This is a genomic window from Acidocella aromatica (assembly GCF_014201825.1).
Lineage (GTDB): Bacteria > Pseudomonadota > Alphaproteobacteria > Acetobacterales > Acetobacteraceae > Acidocella > Acidocella aromatica.
This window is the reverse complement of sequence record NZ_JACHFJ010000013.1, coordinates 24,566-42,438: the sequence shown is the minus strand read 5'-3', so window position 1 is coordinate 42,438 and position 17,873 is coordinate 24,566. Positions and strand designations below refer to the sequence as shown.

The following is a 17,873-nucleotide window of genomic DNA, read 5'->3' as shown; positions in this document are numbered from 1 at the left end:
GCATCCCCGCAAATGCGCGAGAAAGAGGTATGGAAGGTGGAGCGGTCCAGGCGGAGTTGATTGCGGTGCTTGCCGCCGTGACGGATGGCGAGCCGCGTGTGCTGACCATCGGCTCCGGCTATGCGCTGCCCTCGGGCCCGCTAGAGGAGGGGCATCGCTCCCTGCAAACCGGCCTGCGCGCCTGGGTGGAGCGGCAGACGCATCATCCGCTGGGCTATGTGGAGCAGCTCTACACCTTCGCGGGTCAGCTTCCCGGCGCGGCGCGGGGGATTTCCATCTCGTATCTAGGCCTGAGCCGCGAGGCGATGACGGAATATCCCGGCGCGGAATGGCATGGCTGGTACGAATACTTCCCCTGGGAGGATGCCCGCCATAGCCGTTCCGCGCCTTATGTGGCGGCCATCCTACCACGCCTGCGCGCCTGGGCAGGGGATGATGCCGCCCGTCAGACGCGGGTGGAAGGGCTGTTCGGCGCCGAGGGGTGGAACGAGGAGTTGGTGCTGCAACGCTACGAGTTGCTCTGGGAGGCTGCTTTGGTGCCAGAGGCGCGGCGCCCCCATACGGACGAGGGCGGGACCGTGCCGGGCCGGGAGATGACGCATGACCACCGGCGCATCCTGGCCACGGCCATCGCCCGGTTGCGCGCCAAGATCAAATATCGCCCCGTGGTGTTCGAGCTGCTGCCCCGCGAATTCACCATGCTGGAATTGCAACAGACCATGGAGGCCCTGGCTGGGCAGACCCTGCACAAGCCAAATTTCCGCCGCTTGATCGAGCAGCAGGAGCTGGTGGAGGAAACCGGCAAGACCACCTCAGGGCTGGCGGGGCGTCCGGCCAAGCTGTTCCGTTTCCGCCAGGCGGTGCTGGAGGAGCGTGGGGTCTCCGGCACAAAGCTGCCCCGCGTGAAATAATTGTTGCACGATTATTCTCAAGCTGAGTATAACTGCGCCCGTAAGATTTATACTCACGTTGAGTATAAAAGGAGTGCGCCATGCCGCTTGATCTGTACGACCGTGTTTCCCGTGTCATCCCGCCCATCGAATGGGCCACCATGGCGGAGGACGCCGAGGCGATCCTGAAGCTCAAGCGCGAGCGCCGCGCCGTGATCCTGGCGCATAACTACCAGACGCCCGACATCTTCCACGGCGTGGCGGACATTGTGGGCGACAGCTTGGCGTTGGCGCGTGAGGCTGAGAAGGCCGATGCCGATGTGATCGTGCTCGCGGGCGTGCATTTCATGGCCGAGACGGCCAAGCTGATGAACCCCAGCAAGACCGTGCTGATCCCCGACGCGCATGCCGGCTGCTCGCTGGCCGAGAGCATCACCGCCGCCGATGTCGCGCTGCTACGCGCCAAGTACCCCGGCCGCCCGGTGGTCGCGTATGTGAACACCTCAGCCGAGGTGAAGGCCGCGAGCGATATCTGCTGCACCTCGGGCAACGCCAAGAAGGTGGTGGAATCGCTCGGCGTGCCGGAGGTGATCATGCTGCCCGACGAGTTCCTGGCACAGAACGTGGCCAAGGAGACGGGGGTAAAAATCATCGCCTGGAAGGGGCATTGCGAGGTGCATGAGCGCTTCACCCCGCAGGAGATTTTGCAACTGCGGCAGACGCATCCGGGCGTGGTGATCCTGGCGCACCCTGAATGTCCGCCCGAGGTGGTGGAGGTCGCGGATTTCTCCGGCTCCACGGCGGTGATGGCCGATTACGTGCGCGAGAAGAAGCCCGCCCGCGTGGCGCTGATCACCGAATGCTCGATGAGCGACAATATCGCCCAGAACGCGCCGGAGACGGAGTTTGTGCGCCCCTGCAACCTCTGCCCGCACATGAAGCTGATCACACTGAAGAATATCCGCCGGGCGCTGGAGGAGATGCAGACCGAGGTGACCATTCCGGCCGAGTTGTTTGCACCGGCGCGGCGGGCAGTCGAACGCATGCTGGCGGTCAAATGATCATCATCGGCGGTGGCGTGGCGGGGTTGATGGCCGCTCTGGCCGCCGCCCCGCATCCGGTGACGCTGCTGAATGCCGGAGAGCTGGGCGTTCAGGCGGCGAGCGGCTGGGCGCAGGGCGGCATGGCGGTTGCCATAGGGGGCGACGACAGCGTGGCCCTGCATGTGGCTGATACCCTGGCCGCCGGTGCGGGGTTGTGCGACCGCGCGGCGGTGGAGCGGATCATCGGCGCGGGACCGGCGGTGGTGGCGACACTGCTGCGCCTGGGCGTGCGCTTCGATCGCGACAAATCCGGCGCGCTGGCGCTTGGGCTGGAGGCGGCGCATGCCCGCCATCGCATCCTGCACGCCAATGGCGATGCCACGGGTGCCGAAATCCTGCGCGCGCTCATCGAGCGCGTGCGCGCCACGACAAGCATTACCGTGCTGGATGCCACGGCGCGGCATATCTTCACCGATGCTTCCGGCGTGACCGGTGTGCTGGCCACGCGTGGCGATGAGACCATTGCCCTGCCCGCCGACCGCGTGCTGCTGGCCACGGGTGGCATTGGAGGGCTGTTCCGCTACTCCACCAACCCGCCCGGGGCCATCGGCCAGGGGCTGATGCTGGCCATGGGCGCGGGGGCGGAGCTGCGCGATCTGGAGTTCATCCAATTCCACCCCACGGCGCTGGATGTGCCGGGTAGCGGCTCGCTGAAGTTAATCTCCGAGGCCGTGCGCGGCGAGGGGGCGCGGTTTATCGACGAGACCGGGGCGTACTTCATGCGCGGCAACGACCTCGACCCGCGTGACGTGGTGGCCCGCGCCGTGTTCGCCCATGCCCAGGCCGGGTATGAAGTGTATCTCGACGCACGGGGGATTGGCGAACGCTTCGCCGCGCGCTTTCCGGCGATTCATGCCATCTGCGCCCGGGCGGGCATCGACCCGGCGACCCAGCCCATTCCAGTGCGTCCGGCGGCGCATTACCATATGGGCGGCGTGGCGGTCGATGCCGAGGGCCGCACCAGCGTGCCGGGGCTGTTCGCGGCGGGTGAGGTTGCCTGCACCGGGCTGCACGGGGCGAATCGTCTGGCCAGCAACTCGCTGCTGGAAGCCGCGATCTGCGGTGAGGCGGCGGGGCGGGTTATGGCGGGGATGGAGGCCAAGCCGGTCCGGGCGCTGCCCGAGATAACCCCGCCTAAGCCTGACGCCGCGCCCTTGCAGGAGCTGATGTCCGCGCATCTCGGTGTGCTGCGCGATGCGGCGGGGATGAGCGAAGCCGCCGAGGCTTTCGCCGCGATGGCGCCCGCCAATCCCGCCGCCGCGCTTTGCCTGCGCATTGCCCAGGCGGCGTTGGCACGCGAAACCTCTGTTGGCGCGCATGCCCGCGCCGATGCCACCCAAATCCACAAGGCTGCCTGATGACCCTGCTTGCCCTCCCCGACATCATGATCGAACCTTCGGTGCGTGCCGCGCTGCTGGAGGATTTGGGCCGGGCGGGGGATATCACCTCGGACGCCGTGATCCCGCCCGAGGCCCAGGCCCGCGTGGCGCTGGTGGCGCGCGAGCATGGCGTGGTGGCGGGGCTGGATTTCGCGCGCATCGCCTGCAAGTTGGTGGATCCGGAAATCCGTTTTACCCCGCGTCTGGCCGATGGCGCGCGGCTTTCGCCCGGCGACATTATCGCGGACATTAAAGGTCCAGCGCGCAGTATCCTCACCGCCGAGCGTGTGGCGCTGAATTTCCTGGGGCATCTTTCGGGCATCGCCTCGGCCACGCGGGGCATTGCCGATGCCATCGCCCACACCAAGGCGAAGATAAGCTGCACCCGCAAGACCACGCCCGGCTTGCGCTTTGCCGAGAAATACGCGGTGCGCGCGGGCGGCGGGGCGAATCACCGCTTCGGGCTGGATGATGCCATTCTCATCAAGGACAACCACATTGCCATCGCGGGCGGGGTGGAGGCGGCGATGACTCGTGCCCGCGCGGCGGCGGGGCATCTGGTGAAGATCGAGATCGAGGTGGACACGCTGGACCAGCTCGACGAGGCGCTGCCCTTCGGCCCGGATGCGATCCTGCTCGACAACATGAAACCCGAGATGCTGCGTGAGGCGGTGCTGCGCATAAATGGCCGCGCCGTGGCCGAAGCCTCCGGGCGGATCAATGCCGAGACCGCCCCCGCCATCGCGGAGAGCGGGGTGGACCTGCTCTCCGCCGGATGGCTCACCCACTCGGCGCGGGTGCTGGATATAGGGCTGGATTTCCTCGACTAATCCAGGCTGGCGCGCAGGGCTTCGACAAAAATCTCCACATGCTCGGCTCCGAAGGGCAGAGGCGGGCGGATTTTCAGCACGTTGCCCTGCGGCCCCTCGGTGCCGATGAGTACGCGGTTGCGCCGCATGGCGTTGGCGATGCCCTTGGCCAAAGCCGCGTTGCCGTTCACCTGCACGCCGACCATCAGCCCCTTGCCGCGCACCTCGCCTAGGGCGGGGTGGTTCAGCACCGCTATGCCCTCGCGCAGCTTTTGCCCTGTGGCGCGGGCGTTGCCTTGCAGGTCGCGGCTTTGCAGTTCCTCCAGCGTGGCGAGCGCTGCCGCCGCCGAGACGGGGTTGCCGCCGAAGGTGGAGAAGAAGTCGATCTTGTCGGTGAAGGTTTTTAGCAGCTCGCGCCGCGCCACCACCGCGCCGGTGGGGTGGCCATTGGCCATTGGCTTGCCCAGGGTCACGAGGTCGGGCTCCACGCCATGGGTGGCGAACCCCCAGAACTCATCGCCCAGGCGGCCGAAGCCGGATTGCACCTCGTCGCCCACCACCAGCCCGCCGGCCTTGCGCACCTCTTCCGCCACGGCGGCGAACCAGCCCTCCGGCACGTTGACGATGCCGTTGGAGACGAAGGCGGAGTCGATGAGCAGCATAGCCACGCCATGGCCGCTCGCCTGTAGCGCCGCGATCGCCCGTCGCGCCGCTTCCGCTGGGTCGGCACCGGTATCCGGCGAGGGCAGGGTTTGCACGAAGGTGGCGAGCGGCTGGGCGAACGGCCCGTAATAGGGGGAGAGGGCGGCCACAACATCGGTCACGCCGTGATAGGCGTGTTCCATGACGATGGCGCCGGTCTTGCCGGTGACGATCTTGGCGATGCGGTAAGCGGCATCATTCGCCTCCGAGCCGGAATTGACGAACAGGCAGGTATCCAGCCCATCGGGCATGGTGGCTGTCAGGCGTTCGGCATAGTCCACAATGCTTTCGTGCAGATAGCGCGTGTTGGTGCAGAGCGTTTCCATCTGCCGGGCGATGGCTTGCGCCACCTTGCGGTTGCCGTGGCCGACGGAGGGGACGTTGTTATAAGCATCGAGATAGCGCGTGCCATCCGGCGTGTAGAGGAACACGCCCTCGCCGCGCACCAAATGCAGCGGCTCTTGATAGGAGAGTTCCAGTCCACGCCCGAGCGCATGGAAGCGTCGTTCGGCGAGGTTGGTGACACCCGGCTTGGCCGCCGCGGCGGCGCGGAATTTGGCCACCACGGCGTCGCGCCCGGCGCTCAAATGGGCATCAATGGCCGGAGCGCCGAGCGCCGAGAGCGCGCCGAGCTTCTCCGCTCCAGCCGGGTCGTTATGGCGGCGCCAGGCGTGGATGGTGGCGGCGAGCGCGTGGCGGGCGATGATCGCCTCGAACAGCGCGGGGAATTCCTCGTCTCGCAGTGGCAGGACGGCGTTGTACCCGGCCACGATCTGGGCGGCGTAGTCGAGGGGCGGCATCTCCCCCACCGTCTCGGCGGCGGTCACCGCCACGTCGAACAGCAAGGGGGCGTGGATCATGTCGCCGAAATCGAGCAGGCCGGTGATCTGGGTGGCGTCGTCGTCCACCAGCATGTTGCCGGGGTGCAGGTCGTTATGCACCATCTGGTGCCGCAGGCGGGACAGATCGGGGAGGAAGGCGATGAAGCGGTCGAGCACGGCTTCGATGAGCTTGCGGGTCTCGGCATCGTCGATGAGCTTGGCCGAGGGGCGCAGATCGACGATCCGGCGAAGATCCCACACGATGCGCTGTCCCGCCGCTGGGTGGAAGAAATTGCCCAAGGCGAGGTTCAGCCGGGCCAGGGTGGAGCCCGCATGGCGCAGCAGGGCGGGGGAGGGCTGAACGCCGTCCATCACCCGGCCGGGCTGGAAATTCAACGCGCGGACGATATGCGGTACGCCGCGCTCGTCGGTAATGCGGGTATAGGCCTCGCCGCTCACGGTGCGGCGCACACGGGGCACGGGCAGGGTGGGGTCCATCATGGCGATATGCCCCAGCGCCTCTGTCTGGAACTCGACGCTGCCCGGGTCCTCGTTGGGGCCGAGAATCTTGAAGATGATACCGGGGCCAGAGGCGGTCTTGATACGGAAATTCTGGTCGCGCTCGCCGTAGAGCGGATGCGCCGTGCCGTCCACGCCGAAAATCTCCCGGGCCATGCTGGCGGCGGCCTCGGTGGAGAAGGCCGGCGGGCTGGTTTCGAGTGCGACGAGACGAAGGGGGGCAGTCATGATGTTTTGTACCTCAAGGCGTTTTCCTGTCGCGCAACATATCCGGGGGAGGGAGCGGCACGCTAAACCGTGGAACACAAACCGTAGCGCGCGGAACACAGAAACTTGACCTGGGTCAAACCTTTTGTCCAGGCAACAGACTAGGCTTGAGGGGTCAAGAGGAGGAGTTGGGATGTCCACCCAGAAGCGTTTTCTCGTCGCCATCGCCGATGGCGAACACGCCCGCATCGTCCGCGGCGATGCCCATAACGTGCTGCATACCGAGCGCTGGATCGAGTCCACGGCCGCGCATAAGCAGTCTTCCGATCTGCGCAGCGACCATCCGGGCGCTTCGTTCCACAGCGACGCCACAGTGCATCACGGCATCGCGCCCCGGCATGATCCGCAGGAGCTGGAGGCGGAGAAATTCGCCAAGCATGTTGCGCATGAGCTGAATGTCATGGAGGGCGAGGCCGCGTTCGACGTGCTGATCGTCGCCGCCCCCGCGCATACGCTCAACGTCATCCGCCGGGAGCTGAATACCGAGACGCATGCCAAGCTCGGCGGCACGCTGAACAAGGACCTGACCAAGACGCCCGACAGCGCTTTGTGGTCGCATCTGCAGGATTTCCTGCCGCCGCCCACGCCGCCCCGGCAGCTATAACGTCACGGTGGCGGAACTGTGTTAAAAATGACACAATAGAAACGATTTCGCCGCCGCCCAGCATTTATGATGGCTCCGGCCAAAGCCTTGGATTAGTCTCAAGAAACAAAATAAAACAACGGAGGATATGTCATGAAGATCCGTCTGGCTCTTGCTGCGGCGACCTGCCTTGCTCTGCCGCTCGCGGCCCACGCCCAGCCCGTTACCGGTCCGTATATCAGCCTGGGGGCGGGTACGAGCATTCTGGCTCCGACGACCGTGTCGATTCAGGATAATGGCACGATATCGGGCAAGGCGCTGTGGCGTCCGTCCTATGCCGGTGTTGCGGATGTTGGCTACGGCTTTGGCAATGGCTTCCGCGTGCAGCTGGGTATGGATTTCCTCAGGAACACCGCACATGAGGCCGATATCCAGGGTACTCACAACCGTATCTTCGGTGGCCAGAACACGTACGGCCTGATGGTCAACGCGTTGTATGATTTCAACCCCGACTGGCCGGTTTATCCGTATGTCGGTGGCGGCTTTGGGTATCAGTGGGCGAAGGCAAATTCGGATGTTGGCAACGGCCTCATCAAGGTTGGCGGAACTGAGGGTAGCTTTGCCTTTGATGTGATCGCCGGCCTGTCCTATCCGTTGCCGTGGGTGCCGGGCCTCTCCGCCACCGCCGAATACCGCTTCATGCAACTGACCGCTAATCGAGACTATTCCACCACCATTCCTGGTGTGGGGATGAATGTCGAGCAGCAATCCAGTCATACCTTCCTGCTGGGCCTGCGCTATCAGCTCTTCAACCCGCCGCCCGCGCCGCCGCCCACGCCCGCTCCGGCCCCGATGGCGGCCCCGGCCCCGGCTCCGGCCAAGACCTACTTGGTGTTCTTCGACTGGGACAAGTACAACCTGACCCCGCGCGCGACGCAGATCATCGCCCAGGCAGCGTCCGACTCGAAGACGCAGAACGTCACCACCCTGGACGTTTCCGGCTATACCGATACCTCGGGCACCGCGCAGTACAATCAGGGCCTGTCCGAGCGCCGCGCCAAGGCTGTCGCCGCGCAGCTGGTGCAGGATGGCGTGCCTGCCTCCGAGATCGAGATCCATGCCTATGGCGAGACGCATCTGCTGGTGCCGACCGGCCCGGGCGTGCGTGAGCCGCAGAACCGCCGCGTCGAGATCGTTCTCAAGTAACGCGCTTACGCGCCAGAACAGCCCCGGCGGGAAGCGCCGGGGTTTTTTGTTGGGCATAAAAACAAAAAAACCGCCGGGAAGGGCGGGCTGGCTCTCAGATGAGACCCTGGGGCGAACGACGGGGATCGAACCCGCGACAACCGGTACCACAAACCGGCGCTCTACCAACTGAGCTACGTCCGCCATCCAGGGTGGGGCGTCCTAACGCGGTCAGGCCGATGCAGTCAATGGCCTTGATGCCATCCAGCGCTCTAAACGTTGCAATGCCGCCTCCAGGACCTCGTTTTTCTTGCAGAAGGCGAAGCGCGCGTAGTGCCGGGGCGGGTTGTCCACATAAAAGGCGGAGACGGGAATCGCCGTCACCCCGGCTTCCTCGGTAATGGTGCGGCAGAAGGCCACGTCGTCGCCGTTATAGCCCAGGGCCGAGAAATCGGCGGTGATGAAGTAGCTGCCATCGGCGGGCAGGGTGGCGAAGCCCAGGCGCTTCAGTCCGGTCTCCAGCAGGTCGCGCTTGGCCTGGAGCTCGTCCGCCAGGCTGGCGAAATAGGCGTCCTCCTTGCCCAGCCCGTAGGCCACGGCGCGTTGCAGGTTGGGGGCGGTGGTGAAGGTGAGGTTCTGGTGCGCCTTGGCCACCAGCGAGATCAGCTCGGCTGGGCCGGAGACGTAGCCAACCTTCCAGCCGGTAAGGGAGAAGGTCTTGCCGGCGCTGCCGATTCGCACGCACCGCTCCGCCATGCCCGGCAGGGTCATCAGTGGGATGTGCCTGGCCCCCTTGAACACCAGATGCTCGTACACCTCGTCGCACACGGCATAGGCGTCGTGTTCGCGCAGCAGGCTGGCGATGAAGTCCAGCTCCTCGGGGGTGAAGACCTTGCCGGTCGGGTTCATGGGCGAGTTCAGCAGCAGCAGCTTGGTGTTGGGGCCGAAGGCGGCGGTCAGTTTCTCGCGTGGCAGCTCCCAGCGCGGTGGCTCCAGCCGCACCAGCCGGGCGGTGGCGCCAAGCAGCTTCACCACCGGCAGATAGGTGTCGTAGAGCGGCTCGATCAACACCGCCTCGTCGCCGGGATTGAGCAACGCCATCAGGCAGGCGGTGATCGCCTCCGTGGCGCCGGATGTAACGCACACCCCTGTATTGGCGTCGATCTTCAGCCCGTAGAAGCGTTCATTCGCCGCCGCCACCGCTTGGCGCAACTCCGGCATGCCGGTGAGGGGCGGGTACTGGTTGCGGTTGTCCAGCAGCGCATCGGCGGCGGCGCGCACCACGTCGGCCGGGCCTTCCGTGTCGGGGAAGCCCTGGCCAAGATTGATCGCGCCATGCTGCGCGGCCAGGGCCGACATCACGGTGAAGATGGTGGTGCCCGTCTGGGCCAGGAGGGTGTTGGCGGGTTTCACGGCTGCAATTCCTTACTGAAGGGTAGATTAACCTGCTCAACTATAAGGCGGCAAGTTAGCGTAAAATTTAGGCAAAAATCGCCGCCTCAGGGGGCAGGACGGCGGTTTTATCTTTCCTTAAATAGCTTCGCCCACGGTTTCGGGCCGTAATCGGTATTGGCATGAACCGTGCTATAAGGCACTTGTCAGCCCATTGGCTGGCGCGCATTCGCGCTGTCGCAGGAAACACAGAGGAGGACGCGGGCCTTGCGGCCCGGCGTGGACCAGATGAAGAAGATCGAAGCGATCATCAAGCCGTTCAAGCTCGACGAGGTGAAGGAAGCGCTGCACGAAGTCGGGCTTCAGGGTATTACCGTGGTCGAGGCCAAGGGCTTTGGCCGCCAGAAGGGGCATACCGAGCTCTATCGCGGCGCTGAATACGTGGTGGATTTTCTGCCGAAGGTGAAGATCGAGGTCATCTGCGAGGATGGCGTGGTCGAGCGCGCGGTTGAGGCGATCATGAACGCGGCGCGCACCGGGCGCATCGGCGACGGTAAGATCTTCATCTCCACGGTCGAGGAAGTGATCCGCATCCGTACTGGTGAGAAGGGTGAGGCGGCGGTCTAAGCCGCCATTGCCCGCGACGGCGCGCGTGCTAACATGCCGGCGCTGCGCGTAATCAGGTTGGGGGCGCATGGTGTTCCCCTGCGAGGTTCACGGGTAACATTTACATATAACGAGGGTTAAACATGGCTAAGAAGGCCGAAGGCGACGACGCCGTCGCGAAGGTTCTCAATCTTATCAAGGAGAACGGGGTCGAATACGTCGATCTGCGCTTCACCGATCCGAAGGGCAAGTGGCAGCACACGGCGCAGCACGTGAGCACCATCGACGAGGACACCCTGAAGGACGGCTTCATGTTCGACGGCTCCTCCATCGCCGGCTGGAAGGCGATCAACGAGTCCGACATGATCCTGCAGCCGGACCTGGACTCCGCCGTGATGGACCCGTTCTCGGCCAAGCCGAGCCTGATCCTGTTCTGCGACATCGTCGAGCCCGCCACCGGCCAGGGCTATGCCCGCGACCCGCGCTCCACCGCCAAGAAGGCCGAGGCTTACCTGAAGTCCACCGGCATCGGCGACACCGCCTTCATCGGCGCCGAAGCTGAGTTCTTCATCTTCGACTCCGTGAAGTTCGGCACCGGCGGCAATTTTGGCACCTACCAGCTGGACTCCATCGAGGGCCCCGGCTCCTCGCTGAAGGACTACCCGGAAGGCAACATGGGCCACCGCCCGGGCGTCAAGGGCGGCTACTTCCCGGTTCCCCCCGTGGATGGCGATGCCGACCTGCGCGCCGAGATGCTCTCCGCCATGGGCGAGATGGGCCTGCCGATCGAGAAGCATCACCACGAGGTGGCGCAGTCCCAGCATGAGCTTGGCACCAAGTTCAACACGCTGACCAAGATGGCCGACCAGATGCAGATCTATAAGTACTGCGTCCACAACGTCGCCCACTCTTACGGCAAGACCGCGACCTTCATGCCGAAGCCGATCTATGGCGATAACGGCTCGGGCATGCACACCCACGCCTCCATCTGGAAGAACGGCAAGCCGCTGTTCGCCGGTAACGGCTATGCGGATCTGTCCGAGATGTGCCTGTACTTCATTGGTGGCGTGATCAAGCACGCGAAGGCCATCAACGCCTTCTCGAACCCGTCCACCAACTCCTACAAGCGCCTGATCCCTGGCTTCGAAGCCCCGGTGCTGCTGGCCTACTCCGCCCGCAACCGTTCGGCCTCCTGCCGTATTCCGTACACCACCAGCCCGAAGGCCAAGCGCGTTGAAGTCCGGTTCCCCGACCCGACCTGCAACCCGTACCTCTCCTTCGCCGCGCTGATGATGGCCGGCCTCGACGGCATCAAGAACAAGATCCACCCGGGCGACCCGATGGACAAGGATCTGTACGAGCTGCCGCCGGAAGAGCTGAAGGGCATCCCGACCGTTTGCGGCTCGCTGCGCGAGGCGCTTCAGGCGCTGGAAGCCGACCACGAGTTCCTGCTGCAGGGCGATGTGTTCACCAAGGAGCAGATCGAGTCCTACATGGAAATCAAGTGGAAGGAAGTGTACCGTTTCGAGCACACGCCGCACCCGGTCGAGTTCGAGATGTACTACTCCGCCTAATAACGGATTTTGCGGAAACGGCGCCTTCGGGCGCCGTTTTTGTTTTGGGAGCGGGAAAAAAATGCCTTGCCGTTTGCGGCGGGCAGGCGTACATAACGGCCAACAAATACCCGCATTCCCGCAGGGTGGCCCTAAACAGGCCGCCTTTTTTATTGGATTTTTGCCGCTTGTCCGAAAACCGTCCGACCCATACCGGCCTCGAGGGCCGAATCGCCGAGATCATCATGGAGCCGCTGGAGGCCCAGGGTTACGAGTTGGTGCGTGTGCAGGTGATGGGCACCGAAACCCCGACCGTGCAGATCATGGCCGACCGGGCCGACGGTGCGTCCTTCACGCTGGAGGATTGCGAGGCGGTGAGCCATCTGCTCTCCGCCGTGCTGGACGTGGAAGACCCGATCGACTCCGCCTGGACGCTGGAGGTCTCCTCCGCCGGGATCGACCGGCCCCTGACCCGCGTCAAGGATTTCAACCGCTATGCCGGGTTCGACGCGCGCATCGAGCTGAACTTCCCCGGTCCCGGCAACCGCAAGCGCTTCACCGGCAAGCTGGTGGACGCCGATGCCGAAACCGTGCGCCTGCGCCTGGAGAAGGATGAGATCGTCGAACTCAAGCGTGCCGATATCCGCAAGGCCAAGCTCGTGCTGACGGACGCGCTGATCGCCTTCACCACCCAACCTAATGTGACCAACTAGAGGATACTCATGGATACCTCAGTCAACCGCCCGGAACTGCTGCTCGTTGCCGATGCCGTGGCCCGCGAGAAGCAGATCGATCGCGATGAAGTGCTCGAGGCGATGGAGCAGGCGATCCAGAAAGCCGGCCGCGCCAAATACGGGCATGAGAAGGACATCCGCGCCGTCATCGACCGCAAGACTGGCGATGTCCGCCTCTCCCGCTGGACCGAGGTCGTGGACACCGTGGAGAACGAGGAGACGCAGATCCCCGTCGCCATCGCCAAGAAGTTCGCGCCGGAGAAGGAGGTCGGCGACTTCATCGTGGACCCGCTGCCGCCGATCGATTTCGGCCGCATCGCCGCGCAGACCGCCAAGCAGGTGATCGTGCAGCGCGTGCGCGAGTATGAGCGCGCCAAGCAGTATAACGAGTTCAAGGACCGCGTTGGCGAGATTATCAACGGTGTCGTCAAGCGCACCGAGTACGGCAACCTGATGGTCGATCTCGGCCGGGCCGAGGCGCTGCTGCGCCGCGACGAGTGCATTCCTCGCGAGAACCTGAAGAACGGCGACCGTGTGCGGGCTTATATCTACGATGTGCGCGAAGAGCCGCGCGGCCCGCAGATCTTCCTCTCGCGCACCCATCCCGGCTTCCTGGCCAAGCTGTTCGCGCAGGAAGTGCCTGAAATCTATGATGGCATTATCGAGATCAAGGCCGTGGCCCGCGACCCTGGCTCCCGTGCCAAGATGGCGGTGATCTCGCGCGATGGCTCGATCGACCCGGTCGGCGCCTGCGTGGGTATGCGCGGCTCGCGCGTGCAGGCGGTGGTGGCTGAGTTGCAGGGTGAGAAGATCGACATCATCCCCTGGTCGCCCAACGTTGCCACCTTCGTGGTGAACGCGTTGGCTCCTGCCGAAGTCTCCAAGGTGGTGATGGACGAGGAAGCTGGACGGGTTGAGGTCGTGGTGCCGGATAACCAGCTCAGTCTGGCGATTGGCCGCCGCGGCCAGAACGTGCGCCTTGCCTCGCAGCTGACCCGCTGGGATATCGACATCCTGACCGAGGCCGAGGAATCCGAGCGCCGCCAGGAGGAGTTCCGCCGTAAGACCGGGCAGTTCGTCGAGGGGCTGGACGTGGACGACATGATCGCCGGCCTGCTGGTGCAGGAGGGTTTCGACACCATCGAGGACCTCGCCGCCACGCCGGAAGAGGAGGTTGCCGCCATCGAAGGCTTCGACGAGAACGTGGCCACCGAGCTGCTGCGCCGCGCCAGCACCTTCCTGGAGCGCCAAGCCGCTGAGCAGGAAGAGAAGCGCGTCGCGCTCGGTGTGACCGACGAGATCGCCGCTTTCGAGGTGTTCTCCGCCAAGGACCTGATCGCCTTGGGCGAAAAGGGCGTGAAGACGCTCGACGACCTAGCGGACCTCGCCGGCGACGAGCTGGTGGAGATCCTCGGCAAGGACACGATGACCGAAGAGCAGGCCAACGAGATCATCATGGCCGCCCGCGCGCATTGGTTCGAAGGGGAGAATGGCAACGCAGGCTGAACCTGAAAACGGGCGCGATTCAGACCTTCGATCCGCCGTTCAGACGGACGGATCCACGGTCGTCGCGCCCGATATCATGCTGGATGACGAGCCGGAACGCGGTCCGTTGCGCCGCTGTCTTGTCACCCGCAAGGAAGTCACGCGCGAGGAGGCCTTGCGCTTCGTCGTGGGGCCGGAGCGGCGCTTGGTGTTCGACGCCGCTGCAACCCTGCCCGGACGAGGCTTGTGGTTGAGTGCCAGCGCCGATGTGCTACACCAAGCGATCCGGCGTGGTGTGTTCGCCCGCGCCGCCAAGGGACAGGTTGTTCTGCCCCCTGATCTCCTGGCAGAGGTGCGTGCGGCACTCATTCGCCGCGTGGCTGATTTGCTGGGCTTGGCCCGGCGCGGTGGCGTCGCCATATCCGGCTTCGAGAAGGCGCGGGAATGGCTGCAGGCCGGCAAGGCTGGGCTGGTGGTGCAGGCGGCGGATGGCAGCCCGGAAGAGCGGGCGAGGTTTGTCGGCGGGCGGGATGTGCCCATGGCGGTGGTACTGAGTGCCGCCGCGCTGGGGAAGATATTTGGCCGTGAGCACACGGTGCATGTGGTTATCGCCCCCGGGCGGCTGGCCAGGATGATCGAAATCGAAGCCCGACGCCTCCAAGGTGTTGCGGTGGAAGTAACAAGCGGGCAGTAGAGCCCAACAAGGCCGGTTGACCCCGGCCAAGACTGAGTGGATTGGACCGGATTAGGCATGAGTGACGGCAACGACCAGAATGAAACCAAAGGCAGGCTCTCGCTGCGCCCAGCGGCGCGTGGGGATGCGGGGCATACTGTCGATGCCGGCTCCGTACGCCAGAGTTTCTCGCATGGCCGCTCCAAGGTGGTGCAGGTGGAAGTGCGCAAGAAGCGTGGCCCGGGCCCGGCTCCGGCTGGCGCCGCCGCGGCGGCGCCCACTCCAGCGGCACCGGCCACGGTCGCGCTGAAACCCGCCGCCGAGCGCCCCGCCGGCCAAGCCCCGGCGCCCCAGGCGCCGCGCCCGCGTCAGGCCTCCGGCCCCGGTGGCCGAGCCCTGACAGCTTCCGAGCAGGCGACTCGCCAGCGCGTGCTGGCCGAGCAGCAGCGCCTTGCCGCGCAGCGCGAGGCCGAGCGCCGCGAACAGGAAAAGATTTCCATCCTCTCCGCCGCCGAGGAAGCCCGCCGTAAGGCAGAGGAAGAAGCCAAGGCCGCTGAAGAGGCCTTGGTGAGGGCTGCGGAAGAAGCCCGCCTGAAGGCTGAGGAAGAGGCCAAGGCGCAGGCCGCTGCTGCGGCCGGTGTCCCCGCGCCGAAGGCGGCTCCCGCCGCGCCGGCTGCGGTCAAGCCCGTGCCGCCGCGCCCCGGCGCGCCGGTTGCGCGCCCGGTCTCTCCGGCTGCGCGGGAGACGTTGCAGCTCAAGCCAGGCGGCCGTCCGGCCGGTGCCGAGGAAGAGGAAGAAGCAGCGCGCTCCGGCGTTCGCCGCCCCGCCACTCCGGCGCCCCGGCGCGGCACCCCCGTGGCCCCGCCCAAGAAGCTGGGCGATGGCAACCGCCGCAGCGGGCGCATCGACGTGCAGGCCGCCATCGAGGGTACGGACGAGAAGACCCGTTCGCTCGCTTCCGTGCGCCGCCAGCGCGAGCGTGAGCGCCGCCAAGCCGAGCTGGAGCTGCTGCGCTCCGATGGCGTGAAAGTGGTGCGCGAGGTCGTGCTGCCCGAGACCATTACCGTGCAGGAGCTGGCCAACCGTATGGCCGCCCAGGGGCGCGATGTGGTGCGCGCCCTGATGAAGATGGGCGTGATGGTGACCATCACGCAGACCATCGACGCCGATACCGCCGAGCTAGTGGTTACGGAGTTCGGCCACAAGGTGCGCCGCGTTTCGGATTCGGACGTGGAAATCGGCCTGGAGGGCGAGGAAGACACGGAAACCGAGCTGCAGCCGCGCCCGCCGGTTGTCACCATCATGGGCCATGTCGACCACGGCAAGACCAGCCTGCTGGACGCGCTGCGCCACACCGACGTGGCGGCGGGTGAGGCCGGTGGCATCACTCAGCACATCGGCGCCTATCAGGTTACGCTGCCTTCCGGCCAGCAGATCACCTTCCTCGACACGCCGGGCCACGAGGCCTTCACCGCCATGCGCGCCCGTGGCGCCGCCTCGACGGATATCGTTGTGCTAGTGGTCGCGGCGGATGACGGTGTGATGCCGCAGACGATCGAGGCGATCAAACACGCCAAGGCGGCGAACGTGCCGATCATCGTGGCGATCAACAAGATCGACCGCCCCGGCGCCGATCCCACCCGCGTCCGCAACGAGCTGCTCCAGTACGAGATCGTGGTGGAAGACATGGGCGGTGAGACCATCGATGTGGAAGTCTCGGCACTGAAGAAGATCGGCCTGGACAAGCTGGAAGAGGCGATCCTGCTGCAGGCGGAAGTGCTGGAGCTGAAGGCGAACCCGGACCGCTCGGCCGAGGGCGCGATCATCGAATCCCGCCTCGACCGTGGCCGTGGCCCGGTGGCTACCGTGCTCGTGCAGAAGGGTACGCTGCATCAGGGTGAGATCGTGGTGGCAGGCGCCCAGTGGGGCCGCGTGCGTGCCATGCTCAACGACAAGGGCCAGCCCGTGAAGGAGGCTCCGCCTTCGCTGCCTGTGGAAATTCTCGGCCTCTCCGGTGCGCCCACGGCGGGCGAGCCCTTCGTGGTCGTGGAGAACGAGCAGCGCGCTCGCGAGATCACCGAGTACCGCCAGCAGAAGCTGCGCGAGCGCCAGGTGGCCGCGCAGACCGCCGGCCGCGGCACCATGGAAGAGATGCTGGCCCGGATTCAGGCCGGTGCGCAGAAGGAAGTGGCCCTTGTGGTCAAGGCCGATGTGCAGGGCTCTGCCGAGGCGATTGGCGTGGTGGTGACGCGGGTCGGCAACGAGGAGGTGCGCGTGCGCGTCGTCTACTCGGGCGTCGGCCAGATCACCGAGAGCGACGTGCAGCTGGCCAAGGCGTCGGACGCGATCATCGTCGCCTTCAACGTGCGCGCCAACAGCCAAGCGCGGGAACTGGCGCAGCGCGAGGGCGTGGATATCCGCTATTACTCGATCATCTACGAGGTCGCGGATGACATCGAGAAGCTGGTCAAGGGCAAGCTGGCGCCAATCGTGCGCGAGAAGTTCCTGGGCTATGCGGAAATCCGCCAGGTGTTCAACATCACCAAGACCGGCAAGGTCGCAGGTTGTTACGTCACCGAGGGCGTGGTCAAGCGCGGTTGCGGTGTCCGCCTGCTGCGCGACAACGTGGTCATCCACCAGGGCGAGCTGTCCCAGCTCAAGCGTTTCAAGGATGATGTGAAGGAAGTGGCGCGCGGTTACGAGTGTGGCCTGTCCTTCGCCGGCTTCCAGGATCTGCGTGAGGGCGATGTGGTCGAGTGCTATGAAACCGAGATCATCCCAGCCTAATTCCGGCCCCTCGCAGCGCCAGCTGCGGGTGGGTGAGGAAATCCGTCATATCCTCTCCGATGTGATGCTGCGCACCGAGTTTCACGACCCTGTGCTGGCACGCGAGCACATCACCGTGTCGGAAGTGCGGATGTCCCCGGATCTGAAGCACGCCCTGGTGTTCGCCACCGTGCTTGGGCACAAGGACATCGCCCCGCTGCTGCCCGCGCTCAAGCGCGTATCGCCGTTCCTGCGCGCGCAGATCGCGCCGCGTCTGGGGCTGCGGGTGACCCCGGAGCTGAAATTCGTCGCCGATGAGGCGATGGAGGAAGCGACGCGGATCAACGAGATCCTGCACAAGCCGGAAGTGGCGCGCGATCTCGGTGAGTCCAAAGACTAGACCTCC

Annotated in this window: 15 protein-coding genes and 1 tRNA gene; 13 read left to right on the top strand and 3 right to left on the bottom strand. The window is 65.4% G+C overall.

All coding sequences use genetic code 11. The features are described from left to right. Positions 1–29: 29 nt before the first annotated feature. From HNP71_RS12280 to nadC, 4 genes are all read left to right on the top strand, one after another. On the top strand, positions 30–911 hold the full coding sequence (locus tag HNP71_RS12280; RefSeq protein ID WP_183267224.1) for an NUDIX hydrolase: 882 nt from the start codon (positions 30–32) through the stop codon (positions 909–911). Positions 912–991: 80 nt separating this feature from the next. Further along, positions 992–1,951, top strand: coding sequence for a quinolinate synthase NadA (gene nadA, locus HNP71_RS12275; RefSeq protein WP_183267223.1), 960 nt, complete (start codon positions 992–994; stop codon positions 1,949–1,951). Then, entirely contained in the window at positions 1,948–3,351 is a 1,404-nt protein-coding gene (locus HNP71_RS12270) for an L-aspartate oxidase (RefSeq protein WP_183267222.1), read from the top strand. Before nadA ends, HNP71_RS12270 begins: the two co-directional genes overlap by 4 nt. Then, a complete protein-coding gene (gene nadC / locus HNP71_RS12265; protein ID WP_183267221.1) occupies positions 3,351–4,202 on the top strand; it encodes a carboxylating nicotinate-nucleotide diphosphorylase in 852 nt (283 codons plus the stop codon). Before HNP71_RS12270 ends, nadC begins: the two co-directional genes overlap by 1 nt. Here nadC and HNP71_RS12260 read toward each other — a convergent pair. Beyond that, positions 4,199–6,451 (bottom strand): aminotransferase class III-fold pyridoxal phosphate-dependent enzyme, encoded by a 2,253-nt coding sequence (locus HNP71_RS12260; protein ID WP_183267220.1) that lies wholly within the window; start codon positions 6,449–6,451, stop codon positions 4,199–4,201. The genes nadC and HNP71_RS12260 overlap by 4 nt on opposite strands. Positions 6,452–6,623: 172 nt before the next feature. On the opposite strand from HNP71_RS12260, the gene HNP71_RS12255 reads away from it, so the two are divergent. Together HNP71_RS12255 and HNP71_RS12250 are read left to right on the top strand one after the other, a co-directional pair. Beyond that, entirely contained in the window at positions 6,624–7,094 is a 471-nt protein-coding gene (locus HNP71_RS12255) for a host attachment protein (protein WP_183267219.1), read from the top strand. A 132-nt stretch (positions 7,095–7,226) separates the two neighbouring features. After that, positions 7,227–8,279 (top strand): OmpA family protein, encoded by a 1,053-nt coding sequence (locus HNP71_RS12250; protein WP_183267218.1) that lies wholly within the window; start codon positions 7,227–7,229, stop codon positions 8,277–8,279. Positions 8,280–8,386: 107 nt separating this feature from the next. On the opposite strand, the gene HNP71_RS12245 is transcribed toward HNP71_RS12250, so the two are convergent. Further along, positions 8,387–8,462 (bottom strand) — tRNA-His (locus HNP71_RS12245). 27 nt (positions 8,463–8,489) lie between these two features. Continuing rightward, on the bottom strand, positions 8,490–9,671 hold the full coding sequence (locus HNP71_RS12240) for an aminotransferase (RefSeq protein ID WP_183267217.1): 1,182 nt from the start codon (positions 9,669–9,671) through the stop codon (positions 8,490–8,492). A 267-nt stretch (positions 9,672–9,938) separates the two neighbouring features. Here HNP71_RS12240 and HNP71_RS12235 point away from each other — a divergent pair, with 267 nt between their 5' ends. The 7 genes from HNP71_RS12235 to rbfA all read left to right on the top strand — a co-directional run bounded on the left by HNP71_RS12235 (position 9,939) and on the right by rbfA (position 17,867). Further along, on the top strand, positions 9,939–10,277 hold the full coding sequence (locus tag HNP71_RS12235; RefSeq protein ID WP_183267216.1) for a P-II family nitrogen regulator: 339 nt from the start codon (positions 9,939–9,941) through the stop codon (positions 10,275–10,277). Between the two features lie 122 nt (positions 10,278–10,399). Then, positions 10,400–11,830, top strand: a complete 1,431-nt coding sequence (glnA, locus tag HNP71_RS12230; protein ID WP_183267215.1) for a type I glutamate--ammonia ligase — start codon at positions 10,400–10,402, stop codon at positions 11,828–11,830. A gap of 167 nt (positions 11,831–11,997) precedes the next feature. Next, positions 11,998–12,522: a ribosome maturation factor RimP gene (gene rimP, locus HNP71_RS12225; protein ID WP_183267214.1), complete on the top strand. Its 525-nt coding sequence runs from the start codon at positions 11,998–12,000 to the stop codon at positions 12,520–12,522. A 9-nt stretch (positions 12,523–12,531) separates the two neighbouring features. Next, positions 12,532–14,049: a transcription termination factor NusA gene (nusA, locus tag HNP71_RS12220; RefSeq protein WP_183267213.1), complete on the top strand. Its 1,518-nt coding sequence runs from the start codon at positions 12,532–12,534 to the stop codon at positions 14,047–14,049. Continuing rightward, positions 14,033–14,722: an RNA-binding protein gene (locus tag HNP71_RS12215; RefSeq protein WP_246344207.1), complete on the top strand. Its 690-nt coding sequence runs from the start codon at positions 14,033–14,035 to the stop codon at positions 14,720–14,722. Before nusA ends, HNP71_RS12215 begins: the two co-directional genes overlap by 17 nt. A 57-nt stretch (positions 14,723–14,779) precedes the next feature. Further along, positions 14,780–17,488, top strand: coding sequence for a translation initiation factor IF-2 (infB, locus tag HNP71_RS12210; RefSeq protein ID WP_183267212.1), 2,709 nt, complete (start codon positions 14,780–14,782; stop codon positions 17,486–17,488). Continuing rightward, on the top strand, positions 17,463–17,867 hold the full coding sequence (gene rbfA, locus HNP71_RS12205; RefSeq protein WP_246344206.1) for a 30S ribosome-binding factor RbfA: 405 nt from the start codon (positions 17,463–17,465) through the stop codon (positions 17,865–17,867). Before infB ends, rbfA begins: the two co-directional genes overlap by 26 nt. Positions 17,868–17,873: the final 6 nt, after the last annotated feature.